The 14,119-nt window shown below is 76.0% G+C and carries 11 protein-coding genes and 1 tRNA gene; 7 read left to right on the plus strand and 5 right to left on the minus strand.

What is annotated here, in order from left to right; translation table 11 throughout:
* Positions 1–9: 9 nt before the first annotated feature.
* Entirely contained in the window at positions 10–2,715 is a 2,706-nt protein-coding gene (locus SJY06_RS09780) for a beta strand repeat-containing protein (RefSeq protein ID WP_380167029.1), read from the minus strand.
* Between the two features lie 137 nt (positions 2,716–2,852).
* Between SJY06_RS09780 and SJY06_RS09785 the strand changes: the two genes are divergently transcribed.
* The 3 genes from SJY06_RS09785 (at position 2,853) to SJY06_RS09795 (ending at position 8,887) form a co-directional block, all read left to right on the plus strand.
* A complete protein-coding gene (locus SJY06_RS09785) occupies positions 2,853–3,722 on the plus strand; it encodes a L,D-transpeptidase family protein (protein WP_380167031.1) in 870 nt (289 codons plus the stop codon).
* A gap of 116 nt (positions 3,723–3,838) precedes the next feature.
* On the plus strand, positions 3,839–6,520 hold the full coding sequence (locus tag SJY06_RS09790) for a hypothetical protein (RefSeq protein ID WP_380167033.1): 2,682 nt from the start codon (positions 3,839–3,841) through the stop codon (positions 6,518–6,520).
* Positions 6,521–6,679: 159 nt separating this feature from the next.
* Entirely contained in the window at positions 6,680–8,887 is a 2,208-nt protein-coding gene (locus SJY06_RS09795; RefSeq protein ID WP_380167035.1) for a RecQ family ATP-dependent DNA helicase, read from the plus strand.
* A 48-nt stretch (positions 8,888–8,935) separates the two neighbouring features.
* Here SJY06_RS09795 and SJY06_RS09800 read toward each other — a convergent pair whose 3' ends face one another.
* Complete coding sequence (locus tag SJY06_RS09800; RefSeq protein WP_380167037.1) at positions 8,936–9,379, minus strand: DUF1801 domain-containing protein; 444 nt, start codon at positions 9,377–9,379, stop codon at positions 8,936–8,938.
* Positions 9,380–9,510: 131 nt separating this feature from the next.
* Here SJY06_RS09800 and SJY06_RS09805 point away from each other — a divergent pair, with 131 nt between their 5' ends.
* Positions 9,511–10,509: a DMT family transporter gene (locus tag SJY06_RS09805; protein WP_380167039.1), complete on the plus strand. Its 999-nt coding sequence runs from the start codon at positions 9,511–9,513 to the stop codon at positions 10,507–10,509.
* A gap of 22 nt (positions 10,510–10,531) precedes the next feature.
* On the opposite strand, the gene SJY06_RS09810 is transcribed toward SJY06_RS09805, so the two are convergent.
* The 3 genes from SJY06_RS09810 to SJY06_RS09820 all read right to left on the minus strand — a co-directional run bounded on the left by SJY06_RS09810 (position 10,532) and on the right by SJY06_RS09820 (position 12,425).
* Positions 10,532–11,152, minus strand: a complete 621-nt coding sequence (locus tag SJY06_RS09810) for a helix-turn-helix domain-containing protein (protein ID WP_380167041.1) — start codon at positions 11,150–11,152, stop codon at positions 10,532–10,534.
* A 31-nt stretch (positions 11,153–11,183) separates the two neighbouring features.
* Positions 11,184–11,864 carry a DUF3159 domain-containing protein gene (locus SJY06_RS09815; protein WP_380167043.1) on the minus strand — a complete coding sequence of 227 codons (681 nt, stop codon included), beginning with the start codon at positions 11,862–11,864 and terminating at the stop codon, positions 11,184–11,186.
* A gap of 66 nt (positions 11,865–11,930) precedes the next feature.
* The gene (locus SJY06_RS09820) at positions 11,931–12,425 is read right to left on the minus strand and encodes a YajQ family cyclic di-GMP-binding protein (protein WP_380167045.1); all 495 of its coding nucleotides are present in this window, start codon (positions 12,423–12,425) and stop codon (positions 11,931–11,933) included.
* 114 nt (positions 12,426–12,539) lie between these two features.
* On the opposite strand from SJY06_RS09820, the gene SJY06_RS09825 reads away from it, so the two are divergent.
* The 3 genes from SJY06_RS09825 to SJY06_RS09835 all read left to right on the plus strand — a co-directional run bounded on the left by SJY06_RS09825 (position 12,540) and on the right by SJY06_RS09835 (position 14,119).
* Positions 12,540–12,621, plus strand: a tRNA-Tyr gene (locus SJY06_RS09825).
* Between the two features lie 229 nt (positions 12,622–12,850).
* A complete protein-coding gene (locus SJY06_RS09830) occupies positions 12,851–13,279 on the plus strand; it encodes a DUF805 domain-containing protein (protein ID WP_380167047.1) in 429 nt (142 codons plus the stop codon).
* A gap of 381 nt (positions 13,280–13,660) precedes the next feature.
* Entirely contained in the window at positions 13,661–14,119 is a 459-nt protein-coding gene (locus tag SJY06_RS09835; protein ID WP_380167049.1) for a nucleotidyltransferase domain-containing protein, read from the plus strand.

Consider the following 14,119-nt stretch of genomic DNA (forward strand, 5'->3'; position numbering starts at 1 on the left):
GCGGGCCGCTCAGCCGGTGAAGCTCGGCTGGGCGTCCATCGGACGGGCCGGCGCGGCCGGCGCCATGCCGCCGTCGTTGCCGGCGCGACCGCCGTCGTCGTCACCGTCGCCGGTGCCGCCGCCGTTCCCGCCGCCGTTGTCGCCGTCGTCCTCACCCGCGGCGACCTCGACCGAGCCCGCGTCGGGTGCCACGGTCCCGGTGCCGCCGTCGACCGGTCGGGTGGCCCCGCGCTGGTCGGTGTCGGCGCCGAGGTCGGCCACGCCGGCGTCGATCGCCGGGCTGCCCTCGGCGGGCAGGTGGGTCAGGGTGGTGCCGCCGTTGTCGGCCAGCTCACCCAGCTGCGGGTCGTCGACGCCGGTGACGTCGTCGGCCTCGGCGGGCAGGCCCTCGCCCGTGACGTTGCCGCCCAGGCTCTCCTGCTCGTCGTCGCCGTCGGCGTCGTCGTTGCCGGCCACCACCGAGTTGGCGATGGTGAGGGCGCCGGACACGCCGCTGGAGTTCTCGGTCACCGTGACGTGGACCAGGTTCACGTCACCGGCCGCGGCCGGGGTCTCGCCGCCGGCGTTGACGCCGCCGCCCAGGCCCGCGGCCGTGTTCCCGCTGACGGTGGAGTCGGAGACCTCGAGCTGGCCGCCGTCGTTGTGCAGGCCGCCGCCGTCGCCCTCGGTGGTGTTGCCCGCGAGCGTGGTACCGGTGACGGTCATGGTGCCGGCGCCGGAGTTCCACAGCCCGCCACCCTCGTTGGTCGCGGAGTTCTCCGCGACGGTGGAGCGGTCGACGGCCACGGTGCCCGCGCCGGTCAGGTGCAGGCCGCCGCCGTTGCCGGGGGCCGCGCCGGTGGAGTTGCCCGCCAGCAGCACGTCGGTGACCTCGGTGACGCTGCCGTCGACCGTGGCCTCGATGCCGCCGCCCGCGCGCACGGCGGTGTTGTCGATGACGTCGCTGCCGGTCACGACCAGCGTGCCGCCGTTGTTCAGCAGGCCACCGCCGGAGCCCGCGGCGCCGTCGGCCACGTTGGCGGCCACGGTGCTGTCGGTGACGGTGAGGTCGCCACCGTCGTTGTACAGGCCGCCGCCGCCCTGGTCGGCCTCGGCACCGGAGGCGGTGTTGCCCTCGATGGTGGCGCCGCTGACCGTCATGGTGCCGGCCGCGGAGTTCCACAGCCCGCCGCCCTCGGCGGAGGCGGTGTTCTCGGCCACGGTCACGCCGACCACGTCCACGGTGCCCTCACCGGTCAGGTGCAGGCCGCCGCCGTTGCCGGGCGCCGCGCCCGTGCTGTTCTGCCACAGCGTGCCGCCGGTCAGCGTGGTGCTGCTGCCCTCGGTGGCCTCGACACCGCCGCCCGCGCGGGTGGCGTCGTTGCCGTCGACGTTGCTGTCGGTGACCGTCAGGGTGCCGGCCAGGGTCAGGATGCCGCCGCCGGAGCCCGCGGCCCCGTCGGCGCTGTTGTCGCTGACCTCGCTGCCGACGACCACGAGGGTGCCGCCGTTGTTGAACAGCCCGCCGCCGCCGTCGTCGGCCGCCGCGCCGGAGGCCGTGTTGCCGCTGACCTCGGTGTCGGTGACCGTCATGGTGCCGGAGCCGTTCCAGAGCCCGCCGCCCTCGAGCGAGGCGGTGTTGCCGGTCACCGTCGAACCGGTGACCTCGGCCTCGCCCGCGCCGGTGACGTGCAGCCCGCCGCCGTTGCCCGGGGCGTCGCCGGTGTCGTTGCCGTCCAGGGTGACGCCGGTCAGCGTGGTCGAGCCGACGTTGGCCTCGACGCCGCCGCCCGCGCGGACCGCGGTGTTGCCGCTGATGGTGGTGCCGTCGACGACGACCGTGGCCTGGTCGTTGAGGATGCCCCCGCCGGAGCCGGCCGCGCCGTCCGCGACGTTGTCGCTGATGGTGCCGCCGGTGATGGTGGTGACGCCGTCCGGGCCGGCCTCGGCGAACACGCCGCCGCCGCCCTGGGTCGCGTCGGCGCCGGAGGCGGTGTTGCCGGTGACGGTGACGTCGGTCAGGTCCATGGTGCCGAGCCCGGAGTTCCACAGCCCGCCGCCCTCGGCGGTGGCGGTGTTGCCGGACACGGTGCCGCCGGTGACGGTCACGGTGCCGGCCCCGGTCAGGTGCAGGCCGCCGCCGTTGCCCGGCTCGGGGCCCGCGGAGTTGCCGGTCAGGTCGGTGCCGGTCAGCGTCGTGGTGCTGCCCGCGGAGGCCTCGATCGCCCCGCCGGCGCGCAGCGCGTCGTTGTCGTCGAAGGTGGACCCCTCGACGACCAGGGTGCCGGCGTTCAGCACGCCGCCGCCGCTGCCGCCGCCCTCGGCGGACGGGGCGTCGGCCGCGGTGCCGCCGGTGACGGTGACGTCGACCAGGGTCAGCGACCCGCCGGCCAGCACGTGGAAGGCCCGGTCGCCCAGCGCGGAGGCGTCGATCGTGGCGCCGTTGCCCTCGATGGTGATGTCGCTGGTGATGTCCAGGTCACCGGTGGCCGCGTCGTCCTCGCCGGCCCCGTCGATGGTCAGGGTGTAGGTCTCGTCCGCCTCCAGCACGATCGTGTCGGCCTCGTCGTTGCCGTTGGCCGCGACGACCGCGCCACGCAGGGCGACGTCGCTGTCGGCGACGTCCGTGCTGTCGGTCAGGGTGAAGGTCGCGGCTTGGCTCGCGGCCATCGGGGCGGTGACGACGAGACCGCCGACGAGGGCGGGTGCCCCCAGGGCGTACATCCATCGGCGCACGATGTCTCTCCTCTGGTCGGTGGGTGTGTCGGGGGTACATGCGCGACGGGCCCGGTTCGTCACACCCCGGCCGGCGTCGGCCTCCTCACACCGTCCCGGGTGGGTGCGGGGCGCCCGGCTCGCCTAGCGTCGGGGCCATGCGTGGGTCGAGGTCCGGACCGGTCGAGGGTGCGTCGCGTCGGGTCGTCCTGCGCGGCCTGGTGGTGTCGGGGGCCGCGCTGGGGCTGGCCGCCTGCTCGGGGCGGGAGACGTCGGCCGAGGCCGGCTCACCGGCCCCCTCGGGCGGCGCCGCCCCGTCGGTCGCGCCGGAGCCGACGACCACCGGCCCGGACGCCGCCGACGAGCCGTCGGCCGCATCGACCGGGGCCGAGGTCGGCGCCACGGTCGTGGCCACGTCGGTGGTCGACGAGCTCCGGGTGCACGAGGCGCCCGCCGACCCCGACGACCGCGACGACCCGGTGGGGGAGCAGGTGACGCGGGTGCTGGACCGGCGGGACGAGGTGAGCGGGCAGGTCGTGCTGCTGGCGCTGGAGGTCGGCCGGGCCTGGGTGCACGTCCAGCTGCCCGTGCGCCCCAACGGCAGCACCGGTTGGGTGCGCGCCCGCGACGTCGGCCTGTCCTCGCACTCCTTCGCCATCGAGATCCTGCTGGGGGAGCACCGGATCGTCGTGACCGAGGCCGGCCGCGAGGTCCTCGGCAGCGACATCGGGGTCGGCACGACGGACACCCCGACGCCCGGGGGCGACTACTACGTCAAGGAGCTGCTCGCCCCGCCCGACCCGGACGGCGTCTACGGCCCCTACGCCTACGGGCTGTCGGGGTTCTCGACCGTGCTCACCGAGTTCAACGGCGGCGAGGGCGTGATCGGCATCCACGGCACGGACCGCCCGGACCTGGTCGGCACCGACGTCAGCTCCGGGTGCATCCGGCTGCCCAACGACGTCATCACCCGGCTGGTGGAGGAGGTCGGCCTGCCGCTCGGCACACCGGTGACCATCCGCGCCTGAACCGCCCGCGTGCGGTGGGCTGTACCAGGACGACCCCGGGCGCCTCCTCGTGGTGCGCGAGGTGGTGCGCGAGCACGTGGCGCCCGACAGGTCGACGGCCCGGCGAGGAGACGCACATGGCAGTGAGGTTCGGCGAGGACGCCGTCACCACGGTCCGCACGCTGATGGGTCGCACGACGACCCGGGTGCAGGACCTGCTGCGACCCGACCTGCCCGACGAGCAGGTCAGGGCCGTGCCGCCGGAGCCCGACGCCGACGGTCGCTGGCTGTGGCACGGCGACGGGCCGGGGGTCCTGGGCGGCTGGTCGTCGCCGGACAGCTACGACCTGGTGCCGGACCCGCAGCTGCGCCGGCTGCTGCTGGGCACCCCGCCCGCGGACCTGCACCTGCTGCCGGCGGCGGTGCAGCGCGACTACGTCCGCCGCAGCGTCGACCTGGCGATGCGCGGGGGTGCGACCTCCGGCGTGGTCTACCCGCTCGCGGTGTGCGAGATCGCCCGTGACTTCCGGGTCCGCAACGTCGGCGGCGCCTCGGCGGGCGCGATCGCCGCCGCGGCCACCGCCGCGGCCGAGCTGGGCCGCAGCAGCGGGCGCGAGGGCAGCTCCGCCGCCGCACCCGGGGGTGGCGAGCCGGCCGCACCGGGCCACCTGCGGGCCGGCTTCACCGGGTTGTCGGACCTGCTGGCCTGGCTGCTGCAGCTCGACCCGGCGGGGTCGGCGGGGTCGGACGAGCAGGAGGAGTTCCGGCTCGCCCAGCTGTTCCGGCCGGTGCGGGCCCAGCACGACGTCTTCAACGTGGCCGTGGCCGTGATGCGGCGTCGCTACTGGGCGCTGCCGCTGGCCTACGGCTGGGCGGTCGGCCGCGGCGCCAAGCTGGTGGTCCTGGCCCTCACCGTGCTGGCGGCCGTGGCGCTGCGCGGGCTGCTCGGCTGCGGTGACGACGGGGCCTCGCGGCTGTGCACCGGGCTGGGCCCCGCGGCCGGGCCCGTGGCGCTGCTCGGGTTCCTGGTGGTGGCCTCCGGGCTGGTGGTCCTGCTCCTGCTGCTGCTGGGGCTGCGGGGCGATCAAGCCCGGGCCCGGTCGGTGCAGGCCACCCCGGCCCTGCAGGTGCTCGCCGACCGGGCCTCCAGCCGCCCGCCGGCCGAGCCGGTCCGGGCCAACGGCGTGCTCGCGATCACCGTGCTCGTCGGGGCGGTCGTCCTCCTCGTCGCGGGCCTGCTGACCATGCCACCGGTGCAGTGGCTGCTGACGGCGGTGGTCGGCCTGGCGCTGGTCCTGCTCGTGCTCGTCGTGCTGGTCGCGGCCGCCGTCGGCTGGGTCCGCACCGCCCGTTCGCGCTTCTACGGCCTGCTGTCGGGGTCGAGCCCCGCGCAGCGCCCGCCGCGGCTGTCCCGGCTGCTCGGGGCGCCCGCCGTCACGGTGGACCGGGCCCTGGTGCCGTGGCTGGCCGACAGCCTGGCCGAGCTGGCGGGGCTGCCGGGCACCGTGCTGCGCTTCGGCCACCTGTGGGCCGGACCCGACTTCGAGCCGGTCCCCGAGAGCGACGACGGCTCGCCCACCCCGGCCGAGGACGGGGTCCGGCGCCTGGCGGCCTCGCCCGCCGCGCGCCTGGTCAACCTCGAGATGATGACCACCGACCTGAGCCGCGGCCGACCCTTCCGGTTCCCGCTGGCCGTCGCGGAGCCGGACGACGGGCCCGCCGGGGGCAGCGAGGCGCTCTGGTTCGACCCAGGTGACCTGTGCGGCGAGCTCGCGGTGCCGGGGGCCGACGGGCGCCGGCGCGGCTGCGACGTCCTGCCGCGCGAGGTGGTGGAGGCGATGACCGCGCTGACGCCGTCCCGGACCGTATGGCTGGCCGACGGCTCGGAAAAGGTGCGGCTGCACCGGCTGCCCCACCCCTGGAACCTGCCCGTCGTGCTCGCGGTCCGGATCAGCCTGGCGCTGCCCGTGCTGTTCACGGCCGTGCGGCTGTACCGGCTGCTGCCGGCCGGTCACGTGCGCGACGACCTGGGGCGCAGCGTGCTGCACCACGACGAGCGGGTGGCCACGCAGGCCCGGGAGAGCGTGGCGGAGCCGCTGTGGTGGTCCGACGGCGGCATCACCAGCAACTTCCCGGTGCACCTGTTCGACTCCTACCTGCCGCGCTGGCCCAGCTTCGGCCTCAACCTGGGCGCCCACCCGCCGGGCCAGCCGACGCAGGACGTCTGGCTGCCGCAGGACTGGAACGTGTCGCTGGTGCCCGCCGGCACGTTCGGCGGCGGGTTCACCGGTCTGCTGGGGGCGGTGCTGGACAGCGCCCGCAACTGGCGCGACACCCTGCAGTCGGGCCTGCCGGGCTTCCGCAGCCGGGTGGCCGCGGTCCGCCAGCACCCCAGCGAGGGCGGGGTCAGCCTGTTCATGCCCCGTGCGACCGTGGCGGCCCTGGCGCTTCGGGGTGCCGTGGCCGGGGCCCGGCTGCGCGAGCGCTTCCGCGACGACGCCCAGTGGGAGCGCCACCGCTGGCTGCGGCTGCGGGTCACCGCGACGTCGCTGGAGCACCTGCGCGCCCGGCTGGTGCGGGCCCGGCCGCTGTACGACGACCTGCTCGACGGCGGCCCCGCCGGCCTGGACCGGCTGGCCGAAAGGCTGCCCGGCGACCCGAGCCTGCCGCCGGAACCGGCCCGGTTCGTGCCCGACGAGCGCTGGTGGGAGCACGTCGCAGACGGCCTCGACGCGCTGTGCGTGCCGCCGCCGGACCCGACCGTGACCCGCGGCGGACCGGAGCCCGAACCCACGCTGACGCAGGCGCCGCCCACCTGAGCCGCGTCGTGGGTGGCCGTGCGGGACCGCGGGCACGGCCACCGCGGTCTCGTGCGCTGCCCCTGCGGCCCCGTCCACAGCCCGCCCGCGGCCCGGCCGTCCACACCCGGGCGCCCCGCGGCTGCCGTGGTGTCCGGGGCAGGGCCTAGCGTCGACCTCGTGCCTGCTGCCGCCCCGCCCGTCCCCGGCCCGCTCGTCGACCCCGCGACGTTGCCCGACGACGCCCGGCAGGTCCTGCGCCGGCTGACGGGCCACCCGGAGGCCGACTTCCGCGACGACCAGCTGGAGGCCGTGCACGCCCTGCTGGTGGACCGGTCGCGGGTGCTGGTCGTGCAGCGCACCGGCTGGGGCAAGTCGGCCGTGTACTTCGTGGCCACGGCGCTGCTGCGGGCCGTCGGGGCCGGGCCCACCGTCATCGTCAGCCCGCTGCTGTCGCTCATGCGTAACCAGGTCGAGGCCGCGGCCCGGGCCGGGGTGCGGGCCCACACCGTCAACTCCGGCAACGTGACGGAGTGGGCGGCCGTGCGCGAGCAGCTGGCCGCGGGCGAGGTCGACGTCCTGCTCGTCAGCCCCGAGCGGCTCAACAACCCCGACTTCCGCGAGAACTGGCTGCCCGAGCTGGCCCAGGGCATCGGCCTGCTGGTCGTCGACGAGGCCCACTGCGTGTCGGACTGGGGCCACGACTTCCGTCCCGACTACCGGCGCATCCGCGACCTGCTGGCCTCTCTGCCGGCGGGCACCCCGGTGCTCGCCACCACCGCCACGGCCAACGCGCGCGTGGTCACCGACGTCACCGAGCAGCTGGCCGTGGGCGTCGGCGGGGACGGCCGGCTCGGCCACGAGCACGAGGTCGTCACCCTGCGCGGCCCGTTGGGCCGCGACTCGCTGCGCCTGGGGGTGCTGGCCCTGCCGGCCGCCGACCGGTTGCCGTGGCTGGCCGAGCACCTGGGGGACCTGCCGGGCTCCGGCATCGTGTACACCCTGACCGTCTCGCAGGCCACGGACGTCGCGGAGGCGCTGCGGGCCGCCGGCCACCAGGTGCGCGCCTACTCCGGGCGCTCCGACACCGAGGAGCGTGTCGAGCTCGAGCAGGCCCTGCTCGACAACCGGGTCAAGGCCCTGGTGGCCACCTCGGCGCTGGGCATGGGCTTCGACAAGCCCGACCTGGGCTTCGTCGTGCACCTGGGGGCCCCGGACTCCCCGATCGCCTACTACCAGCAGGTCGGCCGGGCCGGCCGGGCCGTGGCCCACGCGGACGTGATGCTGCTGCCCGGCCCCGAGGACGAGGCCATCTGGGCCTGGTTCGCGTCGATGGCGTTCCCCGGCCCGCACAGCGTCGAGCGGGTCCTGCAGGTGCTGCGGGCCAGCGACCGGCCGCTGTCGACGCCCGCCCTGGAGCCGCGGGTCGAGCTGCGGCGCAACAAGCTGGAGCTGCTGCTCAAGGTGCTCGACGTGGACGGCGTGGTCCGGCGGGTGCGGGGCGGCTGGGTGGCGACCGGCCAGGAGTGGCACTACGAGTCGGCCCGCTACGCCCGGGTCGAGGCAGCCCGCGCCGACGAGCAGCAGGCGATGCGGGACTACGTGCGCCCCGACTCCGGCGTGTGCCGGATGCGCTTCCTGCGGGAGCGGCTCGACGACCCGGGTCCCGACGGGCAGGGCGTGCCCGACTGCGGCCGCTGCGACGTGTGCGCCGGACCCTGGTACCCGACGACGCTGACCGGGGCCGGCCGGGACGCCATGGACGAGGTGGTCCGACGCCCCGGGGTGGTGGTGGAGGCCCGCACGTCCTGGCCCACCGGCATGGCGGGCATCGGCGTCGACGTCAAGGGCCGCATCCCCGAGTCCGAGCGCGCCTCCGACGGGCGCGCCGTGGCCCGGTTCACCGACCTGGGTTTCGGGGCGGCGCTGCGGCGGGCCACGGCCCTGGACGATGAGGGCCGCCCGGTCGACGCCGCGGTGAGCGACGAGCTGTTCGGCGCCGTGACCCGGGTGCTGCGGGAGTGGGACTGGGCCGAGCGCCCGGTCGCGGTGGTCGGCGTGCCGTCCCGCTCGCGTCCGGAGCTCGTGGGCTCGCTGCGTTCCCGGCTGGCCCAGGTGGGACGGCTGCAGGACCTCGGCGAGCTCGAGCTGCGGCACGGCGGGCCGTCCGGGGGAGCGGGCGGCAACTCCGCGGTCCGCCTGGCCGGGGTCTGGGACCGGCTCGGGGTGCCCGGGGCCGCGGCCCAGGTGCTGGCCGACCTGCGCGGGCCCGTCCTGCTGGTGGACGACGTCGTCGACTCGCGCTGGACCCTGACCGTCGCGGCCCGTGAGCTGCGGCTGGCCGGGGCGCAGGCCGTCCTGCCCCTGGTGCTGGGCAGCGCCGGGTAGACGTGGCGCGGTGGCCGTCGGGACCACCGACCTGAGCCGCGAAGGCGCTCAGCGGGCCCGGGCGCGCTCGTACAGCTCGACGAACTCCCCGGCGTCGAACCGGCCGACCGCCTCGCCCACCAGGTCGAGGTCCAGGTCGGCGGCCCGGCGGTAGCGCAGGCAGGACCGGCCCATGTCCAGCCGCCGCCCACCGGCCGCCCACCGCGCGCGGAAGTCGGCCTCCGCCTCGGTGTCGGCGTACAGGCACATCAGGTACAGCGCGTTGTGCCGCTTCTGCATCGCCAGGCTGGTGTAGCCCAGCGGTGCGCCGTCGTAGGTGTCCGGGTAGGTCGACAGCGGGACCACCCAGCCGATCATCCCGAACGCCATCGTCTCCTCGAAGCCGGGGCGGATGGCGGAGCGGACGACCCCCAGCACCGCCTCGACGTCGGGGCGCCGGTCGTCGGGCAGGCCCGCGAGGTACTCGGCCGGTGTCGTCGCGGCGCTGTGCACGCCGCGAGCCTAGCCAGCCGCGGTCGTCCACGGGCCGTAACCCGCGGGACGGCCGTGACCCCCTCGGGTAGCGTCCCGGCCGTGGTCGTCCGGCGCCCCGCCGCAGACCCGCCGAGGCCGCAGGAGACGACGTGTCCGAGGACCGGACCGCACCCGCCGTGAGCACCGCTGCGCCGGTCTCCGCCCCCCACGTCGGCCGCGGGCCGCTGCTGGTGGTGGTGGCCGCGGTCTGCTGGGGCACCGGCGGTCTGGCCGGTGACGTCCTCGGGGACGTGTCGGGGCTGTCGCCGGTCGCGGTCGGCGCCTACCGGCTGCTCGTCGCCGCCGTGGTCCTGCTGGTCCTGCAGACGCTCGGCGGCGGCCCGGGGCGGCTGCGTGCGGTGGTCGCGACCCTGGTGCGACGGCCCGGTGACCTGTGGCGGGTCGTCGGGGTCGGCACCGGGCTGGCGGTGTTCCAGCTCTGCTACTTCCTGGCCGTGCGGGCGGTCGGGGTCAGCGTGGCCACCATGCTCACCCTCGGGCTGGCCCCGGTGCTGGTCACCCTGGGTGGGGCCCTGCTGCTGCGCGAGCCGGTCACGGCCCGGCTGCGGCTGGTGCTGCCGGTGGCCGTGGTCGGCCTCGTCCTGCTCGTGGGGGCGGGCGGCGGTGCGGTCGGCGGCGACGGGCGCACCCTGGTGGGCGCCCTGCTGGCCGGCACGTCGGCCACCGGGTACGCCGCCGTGACGCTGCTCGGTCGCTCCCTGGCCGCGCGCGTGCCCAGCGAGAGCGTGACGGCGATCGGCTTCGTGGTGGCGGCGCTCCTGGCGCTGCCGGCGGGCCTGGCCGCCGGCATGACGGCCGCCCCCGAGCCCGCCACGGTGGGGCTGGTCCTGTACCTGGGCGTGGTGCCGACGGCGCTGGCCTACGCCCTGTTCTTCGCCGGACTGCGGGGGACCGCCTCCGGCGCCGCGTCGGTGCTGACGCTGGCCGAGCCCCTGACCGCCACCGTGCTGTCGGTCCTGCTGCTCGACGAGCGCCTCGGGCCGTGGCAGTGGGCGGGCGCGGCCCTGCTGGCGGTCGGTGTGATGCTGCTGTCGCTGCGGCCGACCGGCGGGCTGCGGCCGACCGGCCGGCTGCGGTCCGGCCGCTGACGGCGGTCCCGGGGGACCGGCCTCAGTCCCCGTCGGACCGGGTGGCGCGCCGCGACCTGGGCGCCGCGCGGACGTGGGCGCGCTCGCCCTGCGGCCCGAACAGGCTGATCAGCTCCACCGGCGCCGGCCCGACCGCGCCGAACCAGTGCGGCACCCGGGTGTCGAACTCGGCCACCTCGCCCGAGCCCAGCACGACGTCGTGCTCACCCAGAACCAGGCGCAGCCGCCCCGCGAGCACGTACAGCCACTCGTAGCCCTCGTGCGTCTTGGGGTCCGGCTCGCCCGTCACGGGCGGCACCACCATCTTGTAGGCCTGCAGGCCGCCCGGCTGGGTGGTCAGCGGCACCACGGTCACCCGACCCATCGACCGCGGGCGCAGCCGAACCCGGGGGTCGCCCACGGGCGGGGCGTCGACCAGCTCGTCCAGGGGCACCTGGTACGCGCGGGCCAGCGGCAGCAGCAGCTCCAGGCCCGGGCGGCGCAGCCCGGACTCCAGCCGGGACAGCGTGCTGACCGACAGCCCGGTCGCCTCGGCCAGGGCGGCCAGGGTCATGCTGCGCTCCTGGCGCAGCCGGCGCAGCCGGGGCCCCACCCGGTCCAGGACGGCCTCGAGGTCCTCACCGGTCTGCTGCGCGTCGCTCATCCGTCGATTGCAGGGAACGCAACGGGCGTTGTCAATCCGGCAGCGACGGCTGGGGGTCGGTCAGCCGCCGGCCGGGCGTCTGCGGCGTCACCGGGTGGCGGAGCCCGGGGTGTCCGTCGGGCAGCACCTGCCGGACGGTCCACCAGCTGAGCCCGACCACCGTGGTCACCAGCGGCCACGACAGGGCCGCCCGGGCCAGCCCCAGGGCCACGACCTGCCCGGCGGACCACAGCGAGACGAACACGACGAATCGCAGCACGTAGCTGCCGACCCACCACCAGCTGGCCAGCGAGTACGCCCGCAGCAGGTCCGGGTCCCGCCGCCAGGCGGTGCGCTGCCGCAGCACCCCGCCCACCACCAGGCCCAGCAGCGGTCGACGCAGCCAGACCGACAGCGTCCAGGCCAGGGCGCTGACGCCGTTGGCCAGCAGCTGGAGCAGGAAGAAGTCCTCCGCCCGTCCGGTCCGCGCCACCACGAGCGCGCTGACCAGCGTGCCGAGCAGGCCCAGGGCCGCAGCCCGGGGGGCCCGGCCCCGCAGCACCCGGACCAGGCCGAGCAGCAGGGCGGTGACGACCGCGGCGGCGACCGGCACCAGCAGGTCGTCGCTCAGCAGCAGGACCCCGACGAAGACCAGGCCCGGGGCCGAGGCGTCCACGGCCCCCGTGCGCCCGCCGAGCAGGCGGACCAGGCTGTCGGGGTCGGAGGCGGCCACGACACGAGGCTAGGTGCCCGCCGCGGGCGCGACCAGGACGATGGTCACGCCCGCGCCGCGCAGGCCTCAGCGGTAGTTGACGAACTGCAGCGCCACGTCCAGGTCGGAGCCCTTGAGCAGGGCGATGACCTCCTGCAGGTCGTCGCGGCTCTTGGCCGACACCCGCATCTCGTCCCCGGTGATCTGCGCCTTGACGCCCTTGGGGCCGTCGTCGCGGATGATCTTGCCGATCTTCTTGGCGACCTCCTGGCTCAGGCCCTCCTTGAGGACGGAGTCCAGGACGTAGGACTTGCCGGAGGCCTTGGGCTCCCCGGAGTCGAGCGCCTTGAGCGAGACGCCGCGCTTGATCAGCTTGGTCTGCAGCACGTCCAGGGCGGCGGTCGTGCGCTCCTCGCTGCTGGCCTCGATGCGGATCACGTCCTCGCCGGACCAGCGCACGGAGGCGTCGGTGCCCTTGAAGTCGTAGCGCTGGGACAGCTCCTTGGCGGCCTGGTTGAGGGCGTTGTCGACCTCCTGCCGGTCGAGCTTGCTGACGACGTCGAACGACGAGTCCGCTGCCACGGTGATGCCTTCCTGGTCGAGGTGCTCCTGGTCGTCCCGCGCGGTCGAGACCTGGTCGCGGGTCTTGCTATCCTCGCACCGCCGCGCAGGAGCACGCCTCCTGGTGGCAGACCCGGCAGGTTGCCCGAGCGGCCAATGGGAGCGGACTGTAAATCCGTCGGCATAGCCTTCGAAGGTTCGAATCCTTCACCTGCCACAGGGAGCACCAACAGGGAGCGCGAGCACCTCCGGACCACCGGAGGGCTCGCGCTCTCGTCGTCTGACCCCGCGGCACGGGCCGTAGGGGCGACCTGCCGCAGCGTGACGACGCGCGCCCGGTCGGCGCACCGGTCTCGGCCGCCGCGCCCGAGTTCGCCGGTTCCGGCGCCCGGACCCGTGGGCGATGTGTACGTTTCCGGCTCCTGACGACCGTCGAAGGGTCCTCCGTGTCGCCCGTCCAGGCCGTCCGCACCGTCCTCAGCAAGTACGCCGTCTTCTCCGGGCGGGCCCGCCGCTCGGAGTACTGGTGGTTCTTCCTCTTCAACGCCGTCCTGTCCACCGTGGCCATCACGCTCGACGCGGCCCTCTTCGACACCGGTCAGGCCGCCACCACGGCCTCCTCGGCGGCCTTCTCGGCCAACCCGGGACCCATCTCGGTCGTCATCGGCCTCGCGCTGCTCCTGCCGGGCCTGGGGGTCGCCGTCCGCCGGCTGCACGACACCGACCGTCGGGGCTGGTGGATCTTCATCGGGCTCGTCCCGCTGGTGGGACCGATCGTGCTGATCGTGTTCTACGTCCTGGACTCGACGATCGGTGAGAACCGCTTCGGGCCCAACCCGAAGTCGGTCGGCGCCGGGGACCAGGTCACCGCCTGACCCTGGTCGGAGCAGCCCTGGGTCTGCTCCCCGGGGCGCTCCTGGGGGCCCTGCTCGGTCTCGCCTGCCTGCTCCTGCTGACGCTGTGACGGCGCTGCTCGGGCGCGGGTGGGCCGGCTGGTCCGTGACCTGCCTGGTCGTCCTGGCGGTGGCCGCGGTGGTGTCCGTCCGAGGTCGGCTCCGACGGCTGGGCCTGGCCCGTCCTGCTCCTCACCTGGGTCACCGCCGCCGTGGCGCTGCTGCTCACGCGTTCTGCCGCACGCCGACCCAGGGCCCCCGGGCCGGACGCAGCCACCGCCGCCCGGCTGCACCGCGCCTTCGGCGACTCGTCCTAGCGGGCTCACGGGTGCGACGGGCGCCGGCCGCTGCGACGCTGCGGGCGTGTCCGCCCGTCTGAACGCCCGTCGCCGGCAGGTGGCGCTCCTGTGCGTCGAGCTCGCCGCCTGGGCCCGCCGAGAAGGCGTGGACGCCGTCGTCGTCGTGGGCTCGTACGCCCGCGGGGCGGAGCGGATGGCCAGCGACGTCGACTTCGTCGTCCTGACCGGGCAGCCGGCTCGCCTCGACCCCGCCGAGCGGTGGTTCGAGCGGCTGCGCCCGGGTGCCCGTCCGGTCCGCACCGCCGCATGGGGACCGGTGCGCGAGCAGCGCTACCGGCTGCGCAGCGGCCTGCTGGTCGAGGTCGGCATCACCGGCCCGGACTGGGCGCGGGTGCCGTTGGACCCGGGGACCGCGCGGGTCCTGGGTGACGGTCACCGCGTGCTGCACGACCCGCACGGCGTCCTCGGCCGCGCCGGTGCCGCGCTGACCGGCCGGTCACCGACCGCTGCCCCGGGCCGGTAG

The organism is Jannaschia sp. R86511 (assembly GCF_042466345.1).
GTDB lineage: Bacteria > Actinomycetota > Actinomycetes > Actinomycetales > JBBAYJ01 > Aquipuribacter.

Excerpts from the sequence above, each read along its gene's own strand:
- SJY06_RS09785 (WP_380167031.1), top strand. The coding sequence starts at position 2,853 with ATGCGTGGGTCGAGGTCCGGACCGGTCGAGGGTGCGTCGCGTCGGGTC.
- SJY06_RS09790 (WP_380167033.1), top strand. The coding sequence starts at position 3,839 with ATGGCAGTGAGGTTCGGCGAGGACGCCGTCACCACGGTCCGCACGCTG.
- SJY06_RS09810 (WP_380167041.1), bottom strand. The coding sequence starts at position 11,152 with ATGAGCGACGCGCAGCAGACCGGTGAGGACCTCGAGGCCGTCCTGGAC.